We start from the raw sequence: 16,965 nt of genomic DNA, 5'->3' as shown, positions 1-16,965 counted from the left end.
TAAACAAACAATCAAAAGAAAATAAAAAGAGAAAACCCAATAGGATCAGGTTCTCTCTTGACAAATGGTAGAAAAAAAAGATAGGCAAACCTCGTAATGTCATGAGGTAAACCTATCTTTTTGCTTAAATTATTTATTTTTTCAATTTATCCCAGATGACAACTTTATCACTTGCCAATGACTTGGGAACGTCGATGATTCGCTGGTTTGAGCTACCCCTAAATTGTAAAGTCAGGTCCATTTTATCTTTCAAAAATCTTCCATCTACTAAAATATCTAATAAAGAAAGTAGCTCTAATTTGTCTTCGGATTCTTTTTGCAACTCGTCCCATTCATAACCTGTCCATGACCAAATATCTTTGTCATGTCCAAATTCCTTCCGAACTCGTTGACATAATTTTAAGCATACTTGGGTATTAACAAATGGTTCGCCACCCAATAATGTCAATCCTTGCACATACGGTTGTGACAAATCTTCAATAATTTTATCTTCAAGTGCTTGTGTGTATGGCTTTCCATAATGAAAATTTTGTGCGGCCACATTATAACAACCTGGACATCTGAATAAACAGCCACTCACATACAAACTACATCTAACACCCTCACCATCAACAAAATTGAACGGCTTGTAATCGGCAATATACTTCTGACTTAAATCTTTAGCCAACCACTCTTTGGGAGTCGGATTGTTTGGCTTTCTCGTAGTTTGCGGCATGTTTTATCATCTCCGAAGTCATATTTTTCTTACGTGAAGCTATTTCGACGTGACGACCATGGATCATTGGTCTCTGTTGAGGATTACCTAAGTATCCACACGTTCTTTTGATCACGTCACAGAATTGAGGATCATGATTTCCACATTGTGGGCAAACGAATCCTCTAGCCGTAGCTGTGAATTCGCCTTTGAATCCACATTTAAAACATTGGTCGATCGAAGTGTTCGTTCCTAAATAACCTACATGGTCATAGGCCCAGTCCCAAACAGCTTCAAGTGCTTTGGGATTCTGCTTCAAATTAGGATATTCGCAGTAGTGAATGAACCCACCTGAAGCATAATGTGGAAAAATTTCTTCAAATGTTAATTTTTCAAATGGTGAGGGATGTTTTCTAACATCATAATGGAAACTATTTGTGTAATATTCCTTATCAGTAATATCGGGAATACGTCCAAATTTATTGATATCATCTCGACAAAATGTATCCGTCAATGATTCTGCGGGTGTGGAATACAAGCTATAATGATAGCCGCTTTCCTCAGCCCAATAACTACATTTATCTCTTAACTCTTTGACGATCTCTTCGGCAAAATCGTGTGCTTCTTGATTACCTTCCCAATGATTTCCATAGAAAGCTGTACATACTTCATATAGACCAATGTATCCCAGAGAAACAGTTGCGCGTTGATTCTTGAATAATTCATCAACACTATCCGTTGCCTTCAATCTCTTTCCAAAAGCTCCATACATGTATAGAAGTGGTGCATTCTCAGGCTTAGCTTCTTTGGTCCTTTTGATTCTGTATTGAAGTGCTGTCTTACAAAGTTTCATTTTTTCATCAAAAATTTGCCAGAACAAATCTTTATTTCCTTTTGATTCCAAAGCAATTCTTGGTAAATTAACTGTGACAACTCCCAAGTTCATACGCCCAGAGTTGACCTCTTTACCATTCTCATCTTTCCATCCTTGTAAAAATGAGCGACATCCCATCGGTGTTTTGAAACTTCCAGTGATCTCTTTGATTTTGTCATACATCAATAGATCAGGATACATACGTTGAGTTGAACATTCGAGTGCCAACTGTTTAATATCGTAATTTGGGTCAGTCGGATTCAAATTAAGTCCCCGTTTTACGGTAAAAGTTAATTTAGGGAATATGGCAGTTCGGTGTTCTTTTCCGAGTCCCTTGATTCTAATTTTTAAAATACTTTTTTGGATCTCACGCTCGATCCAACTAGTTCCGAGTCCAAAATTAATAGTCGTAAATGGCGTTTGACCTTGTGAAGAATACAAAGTATTGATTTCATATTCCAAAGCCTGCATCGCATCGTAAATGTCTTTTTTGGTTTTGGCTATCGCAAAATCATCTTGTTCTTCTTCTGGTACCCATTCACGCGCATCTTGCAAATGCTTTTGGTAATTTAGCTCCGCATATGGTGCAAGCAATTGATCGATCCTATTAGCGGAACATCCCCCATATTGCAGAGAGGCAACGTTAGCGATAATTTGCGACATCTGTGCTGTGGCAGTTTGAATAGATTTGGGTGACGATACCCAGGCGTTACCAATTTTGAATCCATGGCTCAACATTTCATCAAAATCTATCAAACAACAGTTGGTTTCTGGAGTAACTGGAGAATAATCTAGGTCGTGCCAATGTATATCTCCACGCATATGGGCCTTAGCAACCAATTCTGGGAGCATTTTAAGTCCAAGTGCCTTACTGGCTACCCCCGCCTCCAAATCACGCTGTGTGTTAAATATATTGCTATCTTTATTAGCATTCTCATGAACTATTTCATCATCTTTACCAAAAAGTTTATTAATATTACGTTCAACATTAGTCGCATTCTCAAAATCCAATTGATCTGCTTCGAAATGTTTCTGATATGATTCAGCTTGTTCGTATAAATGATATTTATTGAGCAACGCATAAATACAATCGTGTAATTGCGTTGTCTCAATCACAAATGAATCTTGATACTTATTAAAAATATCTTGTTCGATAGCATCAATAATTGAGCTATCGTCAATAAGTTCGTTTAGTACGAAATCAATTTTATAAGGATAAAAATTAGTTTCAGCACCACTTCTTTTTATTACTGGGATTACCTTCAGATTATCCAGCAAATTTTGACTCTTTAATCCATCCATTAGTTCCACAACCTTTTTCAATCAATGTTTCAATTGTATCGGTCAATATTTGTGAAATCAACATGTAGTATTATCGTATTTTTGTTTCACACTATATGTGGTATGTGATTAAGCTAAATAAAAATATTTTTATGGAAATGTTTCATAAAAAAACCAGATATCGGCTAAGAAATCAAGTTGATCTCAACAAAAAAAGAACCCTTTTACAGGTTCTTTAACTTACATAAATAAACGAATTATTGCCATAGTAACGATTCCGACCACAACTGTCTTCATTAAATCTTTCGACCAAACTGCTACCCCAACTGTCGGTAACATAGCCAAAACTACATCCCATTTAACTAGTGGCAGTTGTCCAATTCTAACCGTAAAGGCAGTTTCAAGCATTAATGCACCCAAAATGGACAGTGGTAAATATTCCAAAAACCTCACGACAACTTTAGGAAATTTAGTAAACTTTCCAATAATGAACGGTGTGATCCGTGGAATAAATGTAACCAATCCACAACCTAAAATAATCACCAAAAGTCTTTCACTAATCATGGACAAGACCTCCTGCCACACAACCAAGTAATGCGGCAATAATTACTGCCAAAGCTGAACTTACTACGATCATCAACAAATACAATGAAATTGCTACTGTTATTACAACGACAATAGCTTTTCTAGTACTCTTAGATAATTCCCATTGAAATTGAAAAATAAATAATCCTACGAACATCGCAGTAATTGCAAAATCGAAGCCAAATTTGTTAGGATCTGGAATTAGATTTCCAACTAAGGCTCCCAATAATGTTGAGACAAACCATGTAACATATCCAGTCCAATTAAGTCCTTGCATCCACTGCGCAGTAAAATGTTTTTCTTGAGCAGCAGTTGTTGAAAAAACTGCAAAAGATTCATCAGTCAATATTGATCCCAAAGAAATATTTTGCAGTAACGATTCATTTCTAAAGTAAGGACTTGCTGTCATACTCATTAATAAATGACGCAAATTAACTAAAAATACAGTAAAAATCATCCCTGGAATAGATGCATTGGTCAACAACAGTCCACACAATACAAACTGTGAACTACCTCCGTATATGATCAACGACATCAAAGTGACCTCGAAAATATTGAGATGAGCATTAATCCCGACTATTCCAAATGCAAAACCTGTTCCTAAATATCCTAAAACCGTTGGTAAACAACTGCGTACGCCATCCATAAACGTGACGTATCCCTTATCAGCACTTTCCATGCCCTCTCACCCCTTATAAAACAAAAAAAACTCTGCCGAGAAAACGACAAAGCTTTCACTACGTTTGTTAATTTACATGTACTAAATCATCAGCAACTAATCTTTCGGCAATTTGAACAGTATTCCAAGCAGCACCCTTCAACAAGTTATCAGAAACTACCCAAAGGTTAAAGGCACCTTTGTTTTCCAAATCAGGACGAATACGGCCGACAAATGTTTCACGCTTGCCAGTAGCATTGATTGGTTGTGGATATATTTGATGTTCTGGATCGTCTTCAAGCACGGCTCCAGGAAAGTCTGAAACAGCTTGACGAATTTTTTCAACAGAAGCTCCATCATGATCAACAGTATCGATCCAAATTGATTCACCATGACTTATTGGAACAGGAACACGGACACATGTAGCTGTGACTTTGATCTCAGATGAATCCATATCATCCAACATGATCTTCTTTGTTTCATGGATCATCTTCCATTCCTCGTGAGAATAAAGATTGTCTTCCAAAACATCGATTTGTGGTAACAAGTTGAAAGCTAATGGATAATGCTTTTTATCACCCTTTGTAGGGAAAATCTCAGCTTTCATTTCTTTACCATCAATAAAATCTTGAGCTTCTTGCTTCAACTCATTCAAGGCTGATTGACCAGCACCTGAAGCTGCTTGATATGTTGAAACGATAATTTGCTTCAAACCAAATTCTTTACGAATTGGTTCCAAGGCAACCATCATTTGAATCGTTGAACAGTTAGGGTTGGCGATAATACCGTGATGTTTGTAGAGAGCCTTTTCGTTAACTTCAGGAACAACTAAAGGAACATCTGGATCCATTCTAAAAGCACTTGTATTATCAACACAAACGGCCCCACGTTTAACAGCTTCTGGAAGTAGTTTCTTTGAAACACTACCACCGGCAGATGCTAAAACAATATCAACGCCTTCAAACGATTCTGGTTTTGCTTCTTCAACAGTCACATCTTGACCTTTGAATTGTAAAGTTTTACCAGCTGAACGGCTTGATGCCAATAATCTTACTTTAGAAACTGGAATTGTTGATTGTTCCAATTGTTGAATCAAACGAGTACCGACTGCACCCGTTGCACCTAAAATTGCTACCTCAAATCCTTCACTCATACTATCTACATCCCTTATATCAATTTTGTAATATTTAATTTATTTCTTTAGTGTGGCAGTGAATTCTCTCAAACGTTTCATTGCTTCTTTAATATCTTCCATAGATGAGGCATATGACATTCTGAAATGTCCTTCTCCACCTTCACCAAAGGCGATACCAGGTGTTACACCAACTTTACCTTCTTCAGCAAGTTTAGTTGCAAACTCAACTGAATCGAGACCAAATTCATCAGGTATTTTAGAGAATGTGTAAAATGCACCTTTTGGCATGATTGTTTCGTAACCAATATCATTTAATTGTTCAACGATATAATCACGACGTTCCTTATAGATATCTCTCATTTCAACAGCATCATCGATACCATTTGTCAAAGCTTCCTGTGCAGCGTATTGGGCTGGGTTTGATGGACATGTAACTGTATATGCATGCATCTTTCCGGCATTCTCCACAAAGTCAGCAGGTCCAGCAACATAACCAATTCTGTAACCAGTCATAGCATGTGATTTTGATAATCCATTAACTAAAATTGTTTTTTCAGGCAAAAGTTGTGTCATGGAAGTATGTTTTACACCATATGTTAATTCAGCATAAATTTCATCAGTAATGACATACATTGGCTTGTCTTTAATAACATCAACAATTTCACCAAGTTGTTCCTTGCTGTATTCAAATCCAGTTGGGTTACCAGGGAAGTTAAGGATCATGGCTTTAACATTGTCTTCGCCTTCACGATCGATTACTTCTTGAAGTTTTTTACCAGTTAATTGGAAGCCATCTGGAGTTGTGTCAACTTGAATAGGAATTCCACCAAGTACCTTAATAATTGGCAAATATAAAGCAAAAGTTGGTGTTGGCACGATTACTTTGTCACCTGGGTTAATAATTGCTGCAAGAGATACAAATATTGCCTCGGTTCCACCAATTGTTACAACAATTTCGGTTTCAGGATCATAGTTGACGTCAAATCGTTTGTTCAAATAACCCGAAATAGCTTTACGTAATCCAATGATTCCACGTTGTTCAGAGTAGTGAGATTTATTTTCCTCAATACTCTTAATAGCAGCTTTTTTTACGTGTTCTGGAACATTAAAATCAGGTTCACCTAAGGTTAATTTGATGATTCCAGGAATTTTTGCAAATTTTACGGCGAAATATCTGATCTGTGAAATGCCCATTGGAGCAATAGTTTTATTTACAACATTTTTTACAGTTGGGTCTAACTTTGGCATGTATCTTATCTCCTCGTGAATTATCTTTTAGTTAATTTTTTCTAGTAATGAATCAGTAAATTTGGCTAAACGGCTGATACCTTCTTTGATATCGTCCATTGAAGTAGCGTAAGAAATACGGAAGTATCCTTCACCAGCATCACCAAAGGCATCACCAGGTACAACACCGACTAATGCTTCTTTAGCTAAACGACGACAGAATGTATCTGAGCTCAAACCAAATTTAGCTGGAATCTTAGGGAATACGTAGAAAGCACCGTCAGGTTCTACTGTTTCGTAGCCCAATTTATTAAGTTCAGCAACAATATAGTCACGACGTTTTTGATAAACTTTACGCATTTCGATTGGATCATCCAAACCATTTTCCAAAGCTTCTTGAGCGGCAAATTGAGCTGGGTTTGATGGACAAGTTACAGTAAATGAATGTACCTTGGCGGCTTCATCAACAAATCCTTTAGGAGCAGCAATGTAACCAATTCTGTATCCTGTCATTGCATGAGATTTTGAAAGTCCATTGATCAAAATAGTTTGACCTGGCAAAATACTTGCGAATGAAACATGCTTTTGTCCATAAACTAATTGACTGTAAATTTCATCAGAAATGACATACAATTCTTTATCTCTAATTACATTTGCTAAAGCTTCAAGTTCATCTTTTGAATAAACAACTCCGGTAGGATTACCAGGATAGTTGATAATCATAGCTTTGGCACCTTTACCTTCATTTTCAAGAACTTGTGTCAATTTTTCTGGTGTGATCTTGAAGTCATCCTTTGAAGTATCAACTTCAACAGCTTGTCCGCCTAATATTTCAATATCATCCATATAAATTGAGAATGTTGGTGTAGGTACGATGATTTTGTCGCCAGGATTAATGATTGTATACAATGAAGTATAAATTGCTTCAGTTGCACCAATGGTAACGATAACCTCAGTATCTGGATCGTACTTAACTCCGTAATCAGTTGAAAGATAATTACTGATTGCCTTTCTTAAACCAGGAATACCCTTTTGTGGTGTGTAATGAGAATTATTTTCCTCAATACTCTTAACAGCAGCATCCTTAACATGTTCGGGAACGTTAAAATCTGGTTCACCCAAAGTTAATTTAACAATTCCTGGAATTCCTGCGATATCTGAGTTAAACATCAAAATCTTATCGTCTCCGATTGGTTTAACTAATTTATTTTCAATATTTGCAACACTTTTTGATAATTCTGGCATTACCTGCACCCCCGAGATTAATTTGTTATTTTTTCAAAATTTTCTGTGAATTTACGGATTCGACTAACAGCTTCTTTTAAGTCATCCATTGAGACGGCGTATGAAATTCTAAAGTATTTGTCTCCACCTTTACCAAAAATGCTACCTGGGATAACTCCAACTCGAGCATCTTTAGCAAGTTTTCTGGCGAAACTTTCGGAATCCATTCCAAAACTATCTGGAATCCTTGGGAAGACATAAAATGCTCCCTGTGGATTCAAAGTTTTGTAACCGATATCGTTCAATTCCTTAACCAAATAGTCACGTCTTTGTTTGTATACTTTTCGAGTTTCGATTGGATCATCCAAACCATTTTCCAAAGCTTCCTGTGCACCAAATTGTGCTGGATTACTTGCAGCAGTGGTAGTGAACGCATGAAGTTTATCTGCTTCAGCCACAAAAGCAGCTGGTGCGGCGATATAACCGATTCGATATCCGGTCATAGAATGTGATTTAGAAACACCATTTATCAAAATTGTTTGTTCTGGTAACACTGATGCAAATGGTACATGTTTGACATCGTAAACTAATTCACTATAAATTTCGTCACAAATAACATACATACTTTTGCCACGAACCACATTAGCAATATCTTCAATTTCCTCTTTATTATATGCTACACCAGTTGGATTACTTGGGAAGTTCAAGATAATAGCCTTAACGCTATCTTCGCCCTCTTCAGCAATTACCTTCTTCAAACGTTCACCAGTAATTTTAAAATCGTTATCAGTAACATCAACTTCAACAGGAATACCACCCAATGCTTTTACAGTGGATGCATAAAATGAAAACGCTGGAGTTGGAATTATTACTTTGTCACCTACATTGATAATTGAAGCAACTGAAACATAAATTGCTTCGGTAGCACCAACGGTGACGATGATTTCTGATTCAGGATCATAGTTCAAATCATATCTTGAATTCAAATAATGACTGATGGCTTTCAATAAGCCGTCAAAACCTTTTTGTGGTGAATAATGTGAATAATTTTCCTGGATACTCTTTATTGCAGCATCTTTAACATGTTCTGGAGTATTAAAATCTGGTTCTCCAACAACTAATTTGATAGTTCCAGGATATTTAGAAAACTCTTCATTAAAAAGACGAATCTTATTATTTCCAATTGTTTTTAAATATTTATTCTCAACTTTTTGTAAACTTTTTGCTAATTCTGGCATGTGGCTTCACCTTACTTATTTAGATTATGTTTTCCAGTCCCACTACCAATTCATCACGTTTCATGACTTCACTGATAGCTATCTTCACACCCTTCATAAATGAAGCGCGATCAGTTGTACTTTGTTTAATCGTAAGGTTTTCTCCGGCTCCTCCAAAAATGACTTCTTCGTCAGCAATGAATCCTGGTAAACGAATGGCATGGATCTTAATTCCATGGTAGTCCCCACCACGTGCACCAATTTTGTCTGACTCATTTGGATTTTGTTCTTGGTCTTTACCTTGTACGTCATAAATTAATTTTGCAGTATTCATGGCTGTTCCAGAAGGTGCATCTAATTTATCTTCATGATGAAATTCTACAACTTCGGAATGATCAAAATATTTAGCAGCAACTTGTGCAAACTTCATCATTAACACAGCGGAAACACCAAAGTTGGAAGCGATTATGCCACCAACTTTTTTGCTATCTGCCAAAGATTTTAGTTCAGCAATTTGTTCTTCACTCATACCACTAGTTCCAATAACGGGACGGATGTTATGTTCGATAGCAAATTTTGTATTATCAAAAACAGCGGATGGAATACTGAAATCTATCCAAATATCAGCATCGATATCAATCTGTTTAAGGTCATTAAAAACTTTTACTGAACTATCTAAATCGTAATCTGCAGGGTCAAGACTTTTGACAATCGGATTAAACACTCCGACTAATTGTAGGTCACTCTCCCCGTTGATCATGGCCAAAACTTTTTGACCCATAGATCCACTAAATCCTGAAACGATGGCTTTTATCACGACTTTGCCTCCTCTAAATCTAATGCATTATACAATTTTGCTTTTTCGTCACTATTTAATGGCAAGATTGGCATTCGACAAGTGCCAACTTGATAACCTTGGTCATTCAAGATTGCTTTGATAGGTGATGGAGATGGATACATGAAACATGCAGCCATCTTAGGCGTCAAGAATCTTTGTAGCGCACCGGCAGCCTTGTAATCACCAGCATCTAATTTAGCAAACATTTCTGACATTTGTTCTCCATACAGATGTGCTGCAACTGAGATAACACCATTTGCTCCAATAACTTTGGCGAATAGTGCTTGTGCATCCTCACCACTATAAACTAAGAAATCATCTGGAGTATTTTCAACAATATATTCCAAATCTTCCATGGTATTGCATTGCTTGATTCCGCCAATATTTGGATATTGAGAAAGCTCAACGACAGTATCTTTATCCATCAAAACTCCGGTACGTCCGGGAATGTTATAAATCATAACTGGGATTCCAGAAGCATCAGCGACAGCTTCAAAATGAGCAATCATCCCTCTTTGATTTGGTTTGTTGTAATAAGGGACAACAACAAGTGCCATATCGATACCTTTAATATCAGATAATTTCGTTACAAAATCAATCGTGCCTTGTGTATTGTTACTACCTGCACCAGCAATAATAGGTGCACGGCCATCAACAATTTCAGCAAAATTTGTATATAATTCTAACTTTTCAGCTTCAGATAAGGTTGGAGTTTCACCGGTAGTTCCACCAATGATAAATCCTTTTGAACCAGTATCTAATAGATGATTGGTCAATTTTTCCAATGAATTATAGTTGATCTCGGTGCCTTCGTCATTAAACGGAGTAATAATTGCTGTCATTAAGTCTACATTTTCAAACATAATATTCTCCTTTATTCGTTCATTCGATATTCTAAAAATCCTTTGATAGCATTAACACCATCTATTATAGCCTCTTCGTGAGGTAGAAAATCTGCTGAATGAAGAGCACCTGGACTTGCTACACCTAACCAGAACATTGTTCCGGGAATCTTAGAAAGTAAATATCCAAAATCTTCACCAGTCATGGCTGGACGTGTTTCTTGAAACTTTACTCCGTCCGCCTGTTGCATATAATCAATAAATTGTTTCGTCAAATCAGGATCATTTTCTACTGGATAATAACCACCCTGATTGAATTCAACATCGATGGTTGCATTGAATGAAAGTTCTAATCCTTTCGCAACATCAACAATTCTTTGTTTGATAAATTCGATCATGTCTTGAGTCAATCCTCGAATAGTTCCTTCGATTCTTGCTTTACCAGCAATTACATTTCTGATAGTCCCAGCTTCAAGTTTTCCAAAAGTTATCACACCACATTTAGTTGGATCAATACTTCTGGAAATAATTGTTTGAACTTGATTAATAAAGTTGGCTGCGATTATCACAGCATCATTAGCTTTATGAGGATATGCTGCATGTCCACTCATACCGTGGATAGTGACATTTACCTCAGATGTCCCAGCAAACAGTGTTCCATTACGACAGCCAATGATTCCTGTTGCCAGATCAGCATTGTCATGTAATCCATAAAATTCATCGATTTTAAAATTACCTGAGAAAATACCTAAATCGTAAGCTTGGCGTCCACCACTTTCGCTTTCCTCCGCTGGTTGGAAGAAGAACACTAAATTATCTTTTGGTTGATGCTCAGAAAAATAACTTAGTAATCCCAATGCAACAGTCATGTGTAGGTCATGTCCGCAAGCATGCATGATTCCTGGATGTTGTGAACGATATTCCAAATCATTAGATTCAGTCACAGGCAGTGCATCCATATCAGCACGATAACCAATATTACGTTTTGGATCACTACCATTTACGCGAACTAATATCGCTGTTGGCAGTTCAGGAACCTCTTTTATCTCAAGAAAATCTTGTGGAAAAGAATTAATCTTTCCTATTAAATACTCATGTGTCTGTTTTTCTTTTAATGCTAATTCAGGAATCTTGTGTAAGTCCCGACGAATATTAACTAAATCCTCACTTGTTAAACTCATAATTACAATTTCCTTAATGTGTCTTCAATATGTGTTTTATCAGTAGTCTTTTGATCTTTTACTTTAATTACTTTAGCAGGAACTCCAGCTACAACTTCATTTGCTGCAACATTTTTAGTAACAATGGCACCAGCACCAACAACGGCGTTGTCACCAACTTGAACTCCTTCAAGTACAACAGCATTGGCACCGACAGTTACGTTATTTCCTATTCTAACTGGATCAGCTGAGGCAGGTTCGATCACTCCTGCTAAAACTGCATTGGCACCGATGTGAGAATTCTCGCCAACAATTGCTCGTCCACCAAGAACCGCACCCATATCGATCATTGTTCCATTACCAATTTCAGCACCTATATTGATAACTGCTCCCATCATGACAACGGCATTGTCACCAATTTCTACTTGATCACGAATGATTGCTCCCGGTTCAATACGAGCATTGATATGTTTGATATCAAGCATTGGTACAGCTGAATTTTGAGCTGAAGCTTCAATGTAATAATCATCAACAGCTGCGTTTTTCAATAATGGTTCAATATCCTTGTAATCACCAAACAAAATTCCAAAAGAATCAGTAGAAAAATTTTCAACGTTGTCAGGAATATTTAATTTATCGATATTTCCTTTGATATAGGCTTTTACTGGGGTAACTTTCTTAGCATTACCTATGTAATTAATAATTTCTTCTGCATCCATCTTGCTCATTAAATTTTCCTCCTGATTTTAAATGTAGCTTTCATCTAATCTTACTAAATCTTCATATGATTCACGTTTAACAACAAGCTTATCTTTTCCATTTTCAACGAAGACAACAGCTGGTCTTGGATTTCTATTATAATTTGATGCCATTGAATATCCATAAGCACCAGTATCAAGCATTGCGATAATATCACCAGGCTCAGTTTTCGGTAACGCTTGACGGTCGATCAAGATGTCGCCAGACTCACAATACTTACCAGCTATATGATCTTCTTCTTCAATATTTTGATTCATCTTATTCGCTACAACAGCTTCATATTTAGCTTGATAAAGTGCTGGACGGATATTGTCGCCCATACCACCATCAACATTCACGTATGAAAGCATATCTGGAATATCTTTACGTGATCCTACTGTATAAAGATTATATCCGGCTGGACCAACTATCGAACGACCAGGTTCGATCCAAACTTCTGGAAGTGGAAGAGATTGTTTTTTTACGTTCTCCTTTATAGTAGAAATAATTTTATCTATAAAAACATCTGGGCCAATAGGCTCATCTTCATCAGTGTAACTAATACCAAATCCTCCACCTAAATTTAGGATTTTAGGTACGAAATCAAATTGTTTCTTCCATTGTGCTGAAATGTCTACCATTTTTTTGGCGAGCATTTCGAATCCTTCAACACCAAAAATTTGAGAACCAATGTGAGCATGAATACCAATCAAATTCATTTGTGGAATTTCTAGAACTTGTTCAAGTGCTTTAGTTGCTTGATCAGATTCAACATCAAATCCGAATTTACTATCAACTTGACCAGTTTGATCATATTTATGTGTATGAGCAGAAATACCAGGAGTCAATCTCAACATCACATCGATATTTGCTGATTTTTCTTCCAATACTTGCTTCAATAATTTAATTTCCAAAAAATTATCTATAATGACAACACCAATATGATTATCGACTGCCATTTCTAATTCTTGTAATGATTTATTGTTACCGTGAAAACTTATTTTATCTGCAGGAAATCTTGCTTTTAGTGCTGTGTATAATTCTCCACCAGAAACAACATCAGTATGAACATCTTCTTGTTTCAAAACTTGATACATTGCCACAGTGGCAAAAGCCTTGCTGGCGTAACTAATTTGGTATTTTAATCCACTTAGATCAAAGTTAGATTTGAAACGTTTGATTTGATCACGAATTTCTCCAACATCATAAACAACCAATGGAGTTCCATATTTATGAGCCAATTCAACTGAATCGACCCCTCCTAAAATCAAATGTCCATTATTATCTGAACTTAAATCGCTACTAATCATAAATTTAATCTACCTTTCCTCTAAATGGGATAAAAAAAGATCCCTTTGCTTACATTAAACAAAGAGATCCAAGAATTTTTAAATTATTCTGCATCGTAATTGTCGTAAGCGCACCGTAGTCGACATCTTTTACTACGACAGTCCGTGTCATCTTATTAACACGTCCCAGCACACTAAGTTCTGCATAGCCTAGTGCTTCGGCAACATCCCCTTTAAACAAGTTCTCAGTTCGTACAGGAACTCCCTTGCGTACTTTTGTCAGTTGCGACCTCTATTCATTTGTTGGTTTTAAGATTATAACAAGTCTAATAATTCGTCAAGCCTATTTTACAATATTCACGCCATTTTCTAACTTTTATCATTAATTGCTTGATTTAATAGATAAAACTGCTAAAGTTTTCATTAAAAACATATTAATTTTATGAGTTAATCCATGAGGTGATTTTAGTGAAAGTAGTTAAATTTGGCGGTAGTTCCCTAGCCACTGGCGAACAATTTAATAAAGTTGTGAGCATAGTTGATGACGATAGCGACAGAAAGGTTATCGTAACATCAGCACCAGGGAAAAGATTTGATGGAGATATCAAAGTGACAGACTTGTTGATCCAATATGCCACTGCTGTTTTAGAGAAAACAGATTACAAAGAAATCGTTGATAATATTCTTGCCAGATATCAAGAAATCTCCGATTACTTTGAATTAGAAGATAGCACCATTGACAAGATAAAACAAAAATTGGAATCGTTAGCTACTGACAAATATTCTGACGAAGATCACCTTATGGCAACCTTTAAGGCACATGGTGAATTATTGAATGCAGTATTACTTGCTGACGTTTTGAATAGCGAAGGAATCAAAGCAAAATATTTGGATCCAAAAGAAGCTGGATTTTTAGTAGGTGGTGAACCTAATAACGCTGATGTACTTGAAGAAACCTATTTAAACTTAAGTAAATATAAATTTGGAGACGAGAAAATAGTCTTCCCTGGATTCTTCGGTTATAGCGAGGATGGTCATATTTATACCTTTACTAGAGGTGGATCAGACATCACAGGAGCCATTTTAAGTCGAGGCTTTAAAGCAGACATGTATGAGAACTTTACAGACGTGGATGCTATCTACGTGGCAAATAACCATGTTGTTGATCACCCTGCAGCAATTCAAAAGATGTCATATCGTGAAATGCGAGAATTATCATATGCTGGATTTTCAGTTTTCCAAGATGAAGCCATTATTCCAGCTGTTCAAGGACAAGTCCCAGTTAACGTTAAAAACACAAATAATCCAAGTGCACCAGGAACTCTGATCGTACCAGAACAATTCTTATTCAATCCAGCAAACCCCATAACAGGTATTGCTAGTTCAAAACGTTTTTCTGCGTTATATTTACATAGATACCTATTAAATAAGGAAGTCGGATTTACTTTACAACTTCTAAAAATCTTTTATCGTTACGGAATCTCATACGAACATATGCCTTCCGGTATTGATGACTTAACAATTATCTTCGATAGGAGTAAGTTAGACGCTACAACAATAAAGAATTTATGTAATGATATTAAAGAAACATTGAATCCTGATTACTTGGAATGGATCGACGATTACGCAATTATCATGGTCGTTGGCGAAGGAATTGCACATACCGTTGATACAATGGGCAAAATAATCGACTCATTGACGCAAAACAATATTGCAATTCACATGATCAATCAGGGTGCATCTCGAATATCAATCATGATCGGTACACAGATGAAAGATGCGGATGCAGCCGTTCAACATATCTATGATACATTCTTTAATAACTAAATGAGGTGACGAAATGGTGCAATTGTTAAAGGTACATGGTTCAGAAAATCAATTTTTTATCTTGGATCAAACAAAGTTGGAGACACAACTTACAGATAAAGAATTAAGCAATTTAGCAATTAAAATCTGCAATCCAGATAATAATATTTTAAATGGTGCAGATGGAGTTTTAGTTATTAATGACTCAACACATCAAGATGCTATGGGTCAAATGCGAGTTATCAATGCCGACGGTAGTGAAGCTAAAATGTGTGGTAATGGCTTGAGAACAGTTAGTCGTTATCTATCTGAAAAGTTTAATAAGGATAGTTTCAATGTTGAAACATTAGAGACAGACCTGGAAGTTAAGAAGTCAGAAGATCTTGCTAAGGGTGTTCCAGCTTTCAGTGTTCAAATCTCACCTATCTCTTTTGAAGCCAAAGACTTACCATTTTCATATAATGGTGAAGACGAAATGATTGAACAAGAAGTTCCAGAATTCTTACCCAATTTGAAATTTACCTCAATTGCAGTCCCTAATCCTCATTTAATAAGCTTTGTTGATAAAATAAATGAAGCAGATTTAGGCAAGTTAGGAAAATATTTAAACGAAGCTAATCCTTATTTTCCAGAAGGTGTTAATGTAAGTTTTGTTGAAATACTCGGTAACAATCAGTTATTCGTTCAAACATATGAACGTGGAGTTGGTTTTACAAACGCTTGTGGAACAGGAATGTCAGCAACATCCTTAGCATTTGCCCTCCTTTATCCAGATAAATTTACAGACAAAGAAGATATTTCTGTACGAAACCCTGGGGGAATGGTTAAAACACATATTGAACTTGGAAATACAAAAGAAGAAAGTTCGATCCATCTTATTGGAAATGCAACTTTTACTGATACGCTAGATATTGATGAAAGTTCATTACATGCTTTAGATTTAGATCAATTCACAATAAAATCTACCGGTGAAGAAGAAGATTACCTTAATTTTGTTGATGCAATTAAAGCTTAATAGATAAAAATGAAAAAGAGGAGTTACCTACAATGGTAATTCCTCTTTTATTGTAAAAAAATAGAACCCATCATGTGAGATGGATTCTAAAAGTTCCTTATAATTGTGTATCCTAAGCGGAGAATAAGGGGTTCGAACCCTTGATACAGATCAATATCCGTATACATGATTTCCAATCATGCTCCTTCAACCACTCGGACAATTCTCCAGAATAAAAAAAAACTCCGGTTGTCAGACTCGAACTGACGACAACCTGATTAACAGTCAGGTGCTCTACCAACTGAGCTAAACCGGAATAATTTAAAGCGTGGCAACTACCTATCCTCGCGGGCAGTTTCCCACCAACTACTTTCGGCGTTAAGAAGCTTAACTTCTGTGTTCG

General features: G+C 36.3%; 15 protein-coding genes, 2 tRNA genes, 1 rRNA gene and 1 riboswitch. Of the genes, 2 read left to right on the top strand and 16 right to left on the bottom strand.

Going from position 1 to position 16,965, the window contains the following annotated elements:
• Positions 1-133: 133 nt before the first annotated feature.
• From nrdG to lysA, 13 genes are all read right to left on the bottom strand, one after another.
• A complete protein-coding gene (gene nrdG / locus EKM63_RS10735) occupies positions 134-715 on the bottom strand; it encodes an anaerobic ribonucleoside-triphosphate reductase activating protein (protein ID WP_125706521.1) in 582 nt (193 codons plus the stop codon).
• On the bottom strand, positions 660-2,870 hold the full coding sequence (gene nrdD, locus EKM63_RS10730) for an anaerobic ribonucleoside-triphosphate reductase (protein ID WP_125706519.1): 2,211 nt from the start codon (positions 2,868-2,870) through the stop codon (positions 660-662). Before nrdD ends, nrdG begins: the two co-directional genes overlap by 56 nt.
• A 219-nt stretch (positions 2,871-3,089) precedes the next feature.
• Positions 3,090-3,413, bottom strand: coding sequence for an AzlD domain-containing protein (locus EKM63_RS10725; RefSeq protein WP_125706517.1), 324 nt, complete (start codon positions 3,411-3,413; stop codon positions 3,090-3,092).
• Positions 3,406-4,113, bottom strand: a complete 708-nt coding sequence (locus tag EKM63_RS10720) for an AzlC family ABC transporter permease (RefSeq protein WP_125706515.1) — start codon at positions 4,111-4,113, stop codon at positions 3,406-3,408. Before EKM63_RS10720 ends, EKM63_RS10725 begins: the two co-directional genes overlap by 8 nt.
• A 67-nt stretch (positions 4,114-4,180) precedes the next feature.
• Entirely contained in the window at positions 4,181-5,245 is a 1,065-nt protein-coding gene (locus EKM63_RS10715) for an aspartate-semialdehyde dehydrogenase (protein WP_125706513.1), read from the bottom strand.
• A gap of 39 nt (positions 5,246-5,284) precedes the next feature.
• A complete protein-coding gene (locus EKM63_RS10710; RefSeq protein WP_125706511.1) occupies positions 5,285-6,475 on the bottom strand; it encodes an aminotransferase class I/II-fold pyridoxal phosphate-dependent enzyme in 1,191 nt (396 codons plus the stop codon).
• 27 nt (positions 6,476-6,502) lie between these two features.
• Positions 6,503-7,699, bottom strand: coding sequence for an aminotransferase class I/II-fold pyridoxal phosphate-dependent enzyme (locus EKM63_RS10705; RefSeq protein ID WP_125706509.1), 1,197 nt, complete (start codon positions 7,697-7,699; stop codon positions 6,503-6,505).
• Between the two features lie 17 nt (positions 7,700-7,716).
• On the bottom strand, positions 7,717-8,916 hold the full coding sequence (locus tag EKM63_RS10700; RefSeq protein WP_125706507.1) for an aminotransferase class I/II-fold pyridoxal phosphate-dependent enzyme: 1,200 nt from the start codon (positions 8,914-8,916) through the stop codon (positions 7,717-7,719).
• A 19-nt stretch (positions 8,917-8,935) separates the two neighbouring features.
• The gene (dapB, locus tag EKM63_RS10695; RefSeq protein ID WP_125706505.1) at positions 8,936-9,712 is read right to left on the bottom strand and encodes a 4-hydroxy-tetrahydrodipicolinate reductase; all 777 of its coding nucleotides are present in this window, start codon (positions 9,710-9,712) and stop codon (positions 8,936-8,938) included.
• Positions 9,709-10,596 (bottom strand): 4-hydroxy-tetrahydrodipicolinate synthase, encoded by an 888-nt coding sequence (gene dapA / locus EKM63_RS10690; protein ID WP_125706503.1) that lies wholly within the window; start codon positions 10,594-10,596, stop codon positions 9,709-9,711. Before dapA ends, dapB begins: the two co-directional genes overlap by 4 nt.
• Before the next feature lie 11 nt (positions 10,597-10,607).
• Entirely contained in the window at positions 10,608-11,756 is a 1,149-nt protein-coding gene (locus EKM63_RS10685; protein WP_125706501.1) for an N-acetyldiaminopimelate deacetylase, read from the bottom strand.
• A 2-nt stretch (positions 11,757-11,758) separates the two neighbouring features.
• Positions 11,759-12,463 (bottom strand): 2,3,4,5-tetrahydropyridine-2,6-dicarboxylate N-acetyltransferase, encoded by a 705-nt coding sequence (gene dapD / locus EKM63_RS10680; protein WP_125706499.1) that lies wholly within the window; start codon positions 12,461-12,463, stop codon positions 11,759-11,761.
• A gap of 18 nt (positions 12,464-12,481) precedes the next feature.
• On the bottom strand, positions 12,482-13,780 hold the full coding sequence (gene lysA, locus EKM63_RS10675) for a diaminopimelate decarboxylase (RefSeq protein ID WP_164504962.1): 1,299 nt from the start codon (positions 13,778-13,780) through the stop codon (positions 12,482-12,484).
• Between the two features lie 102 nt (positions 13,781-13,882).
• Positions 13,883-14,065, bottom strand: a riboswitch (Lysine riboswitch).
• A 165-nt stretch (positions 14,066-14,230) separates the two neighbouring features.
• Between lysA and EKM63_RS10670 the strand changes: the two genes are divergently transcribed.
• Together EKM63_RS10670 and dapF are read left to right on the top strand one after the other, a co-directional pair.
• A complete protein-coding gene (locus tag EKM63_RS10670) occupies positions 14,231-15,589 on the top strand; it encodes an aspartate kinase (protein ID WP_125706495.1) in 1,359 nt (452 codons plus the stop codon).
• Positions 15,590-15,602: 13 nt separating this feature from the next.
• The gene (gene dapF, locus EKM63_RS10665) at positions 15,603-16,583 is read left to right on the top strand and encodes a diaminopimelate epimerase (protein WP_125706493.1); all 981 of its coding nucleotides are present in this window, start codon (positions 15,603-15,605) and stop codon (positions 16,581-16,583) included.
• Positions 16,584-16,700: 117 nt separating this feature from the next.
• Here the strand turns inward: dapF and EKM63_RS10660 are convergent.
• The 3 genes from EKM63_RS10660 to rrf all read right to left on the bottom strand — a co-directional run.
• A tRNA-Ser gene (locus EKM63_RS10660) sits at positions 16,701-16,791 on the bottom strand.
• A 14-nt stretch (positions 16,792-16,805) separates the two neighbouring features.
• A tRNA-Asn gene (locus EKM63_RS10655) sits at positions 16,806-16,878 on the bottom strand.
• Between the two features lie 10 nt (positions 16,879-16,888).
• Positions 16,889-16,965, bottom strand: a 5S ribosomal RNA gene (gene rrf, locus EKM63_RS11630); the annotation flags it as partial.

The sequence above is a fragment of the Companilactobacillus mishanensis genome (assembly GCF_003946505.1).
GTDB classification, from domain to species: Bacteria; Bacillota; Bacilli; order Lactobacillales; family Lactobacillaceae; genus Companilactobacillus; species Companilactobacillus mishanensis.
The sequence above is the reverse complement of the archived record's forward strand: the minus strand, read 5'-3'. Positions and strand labels throughout refer to the sequence as shown.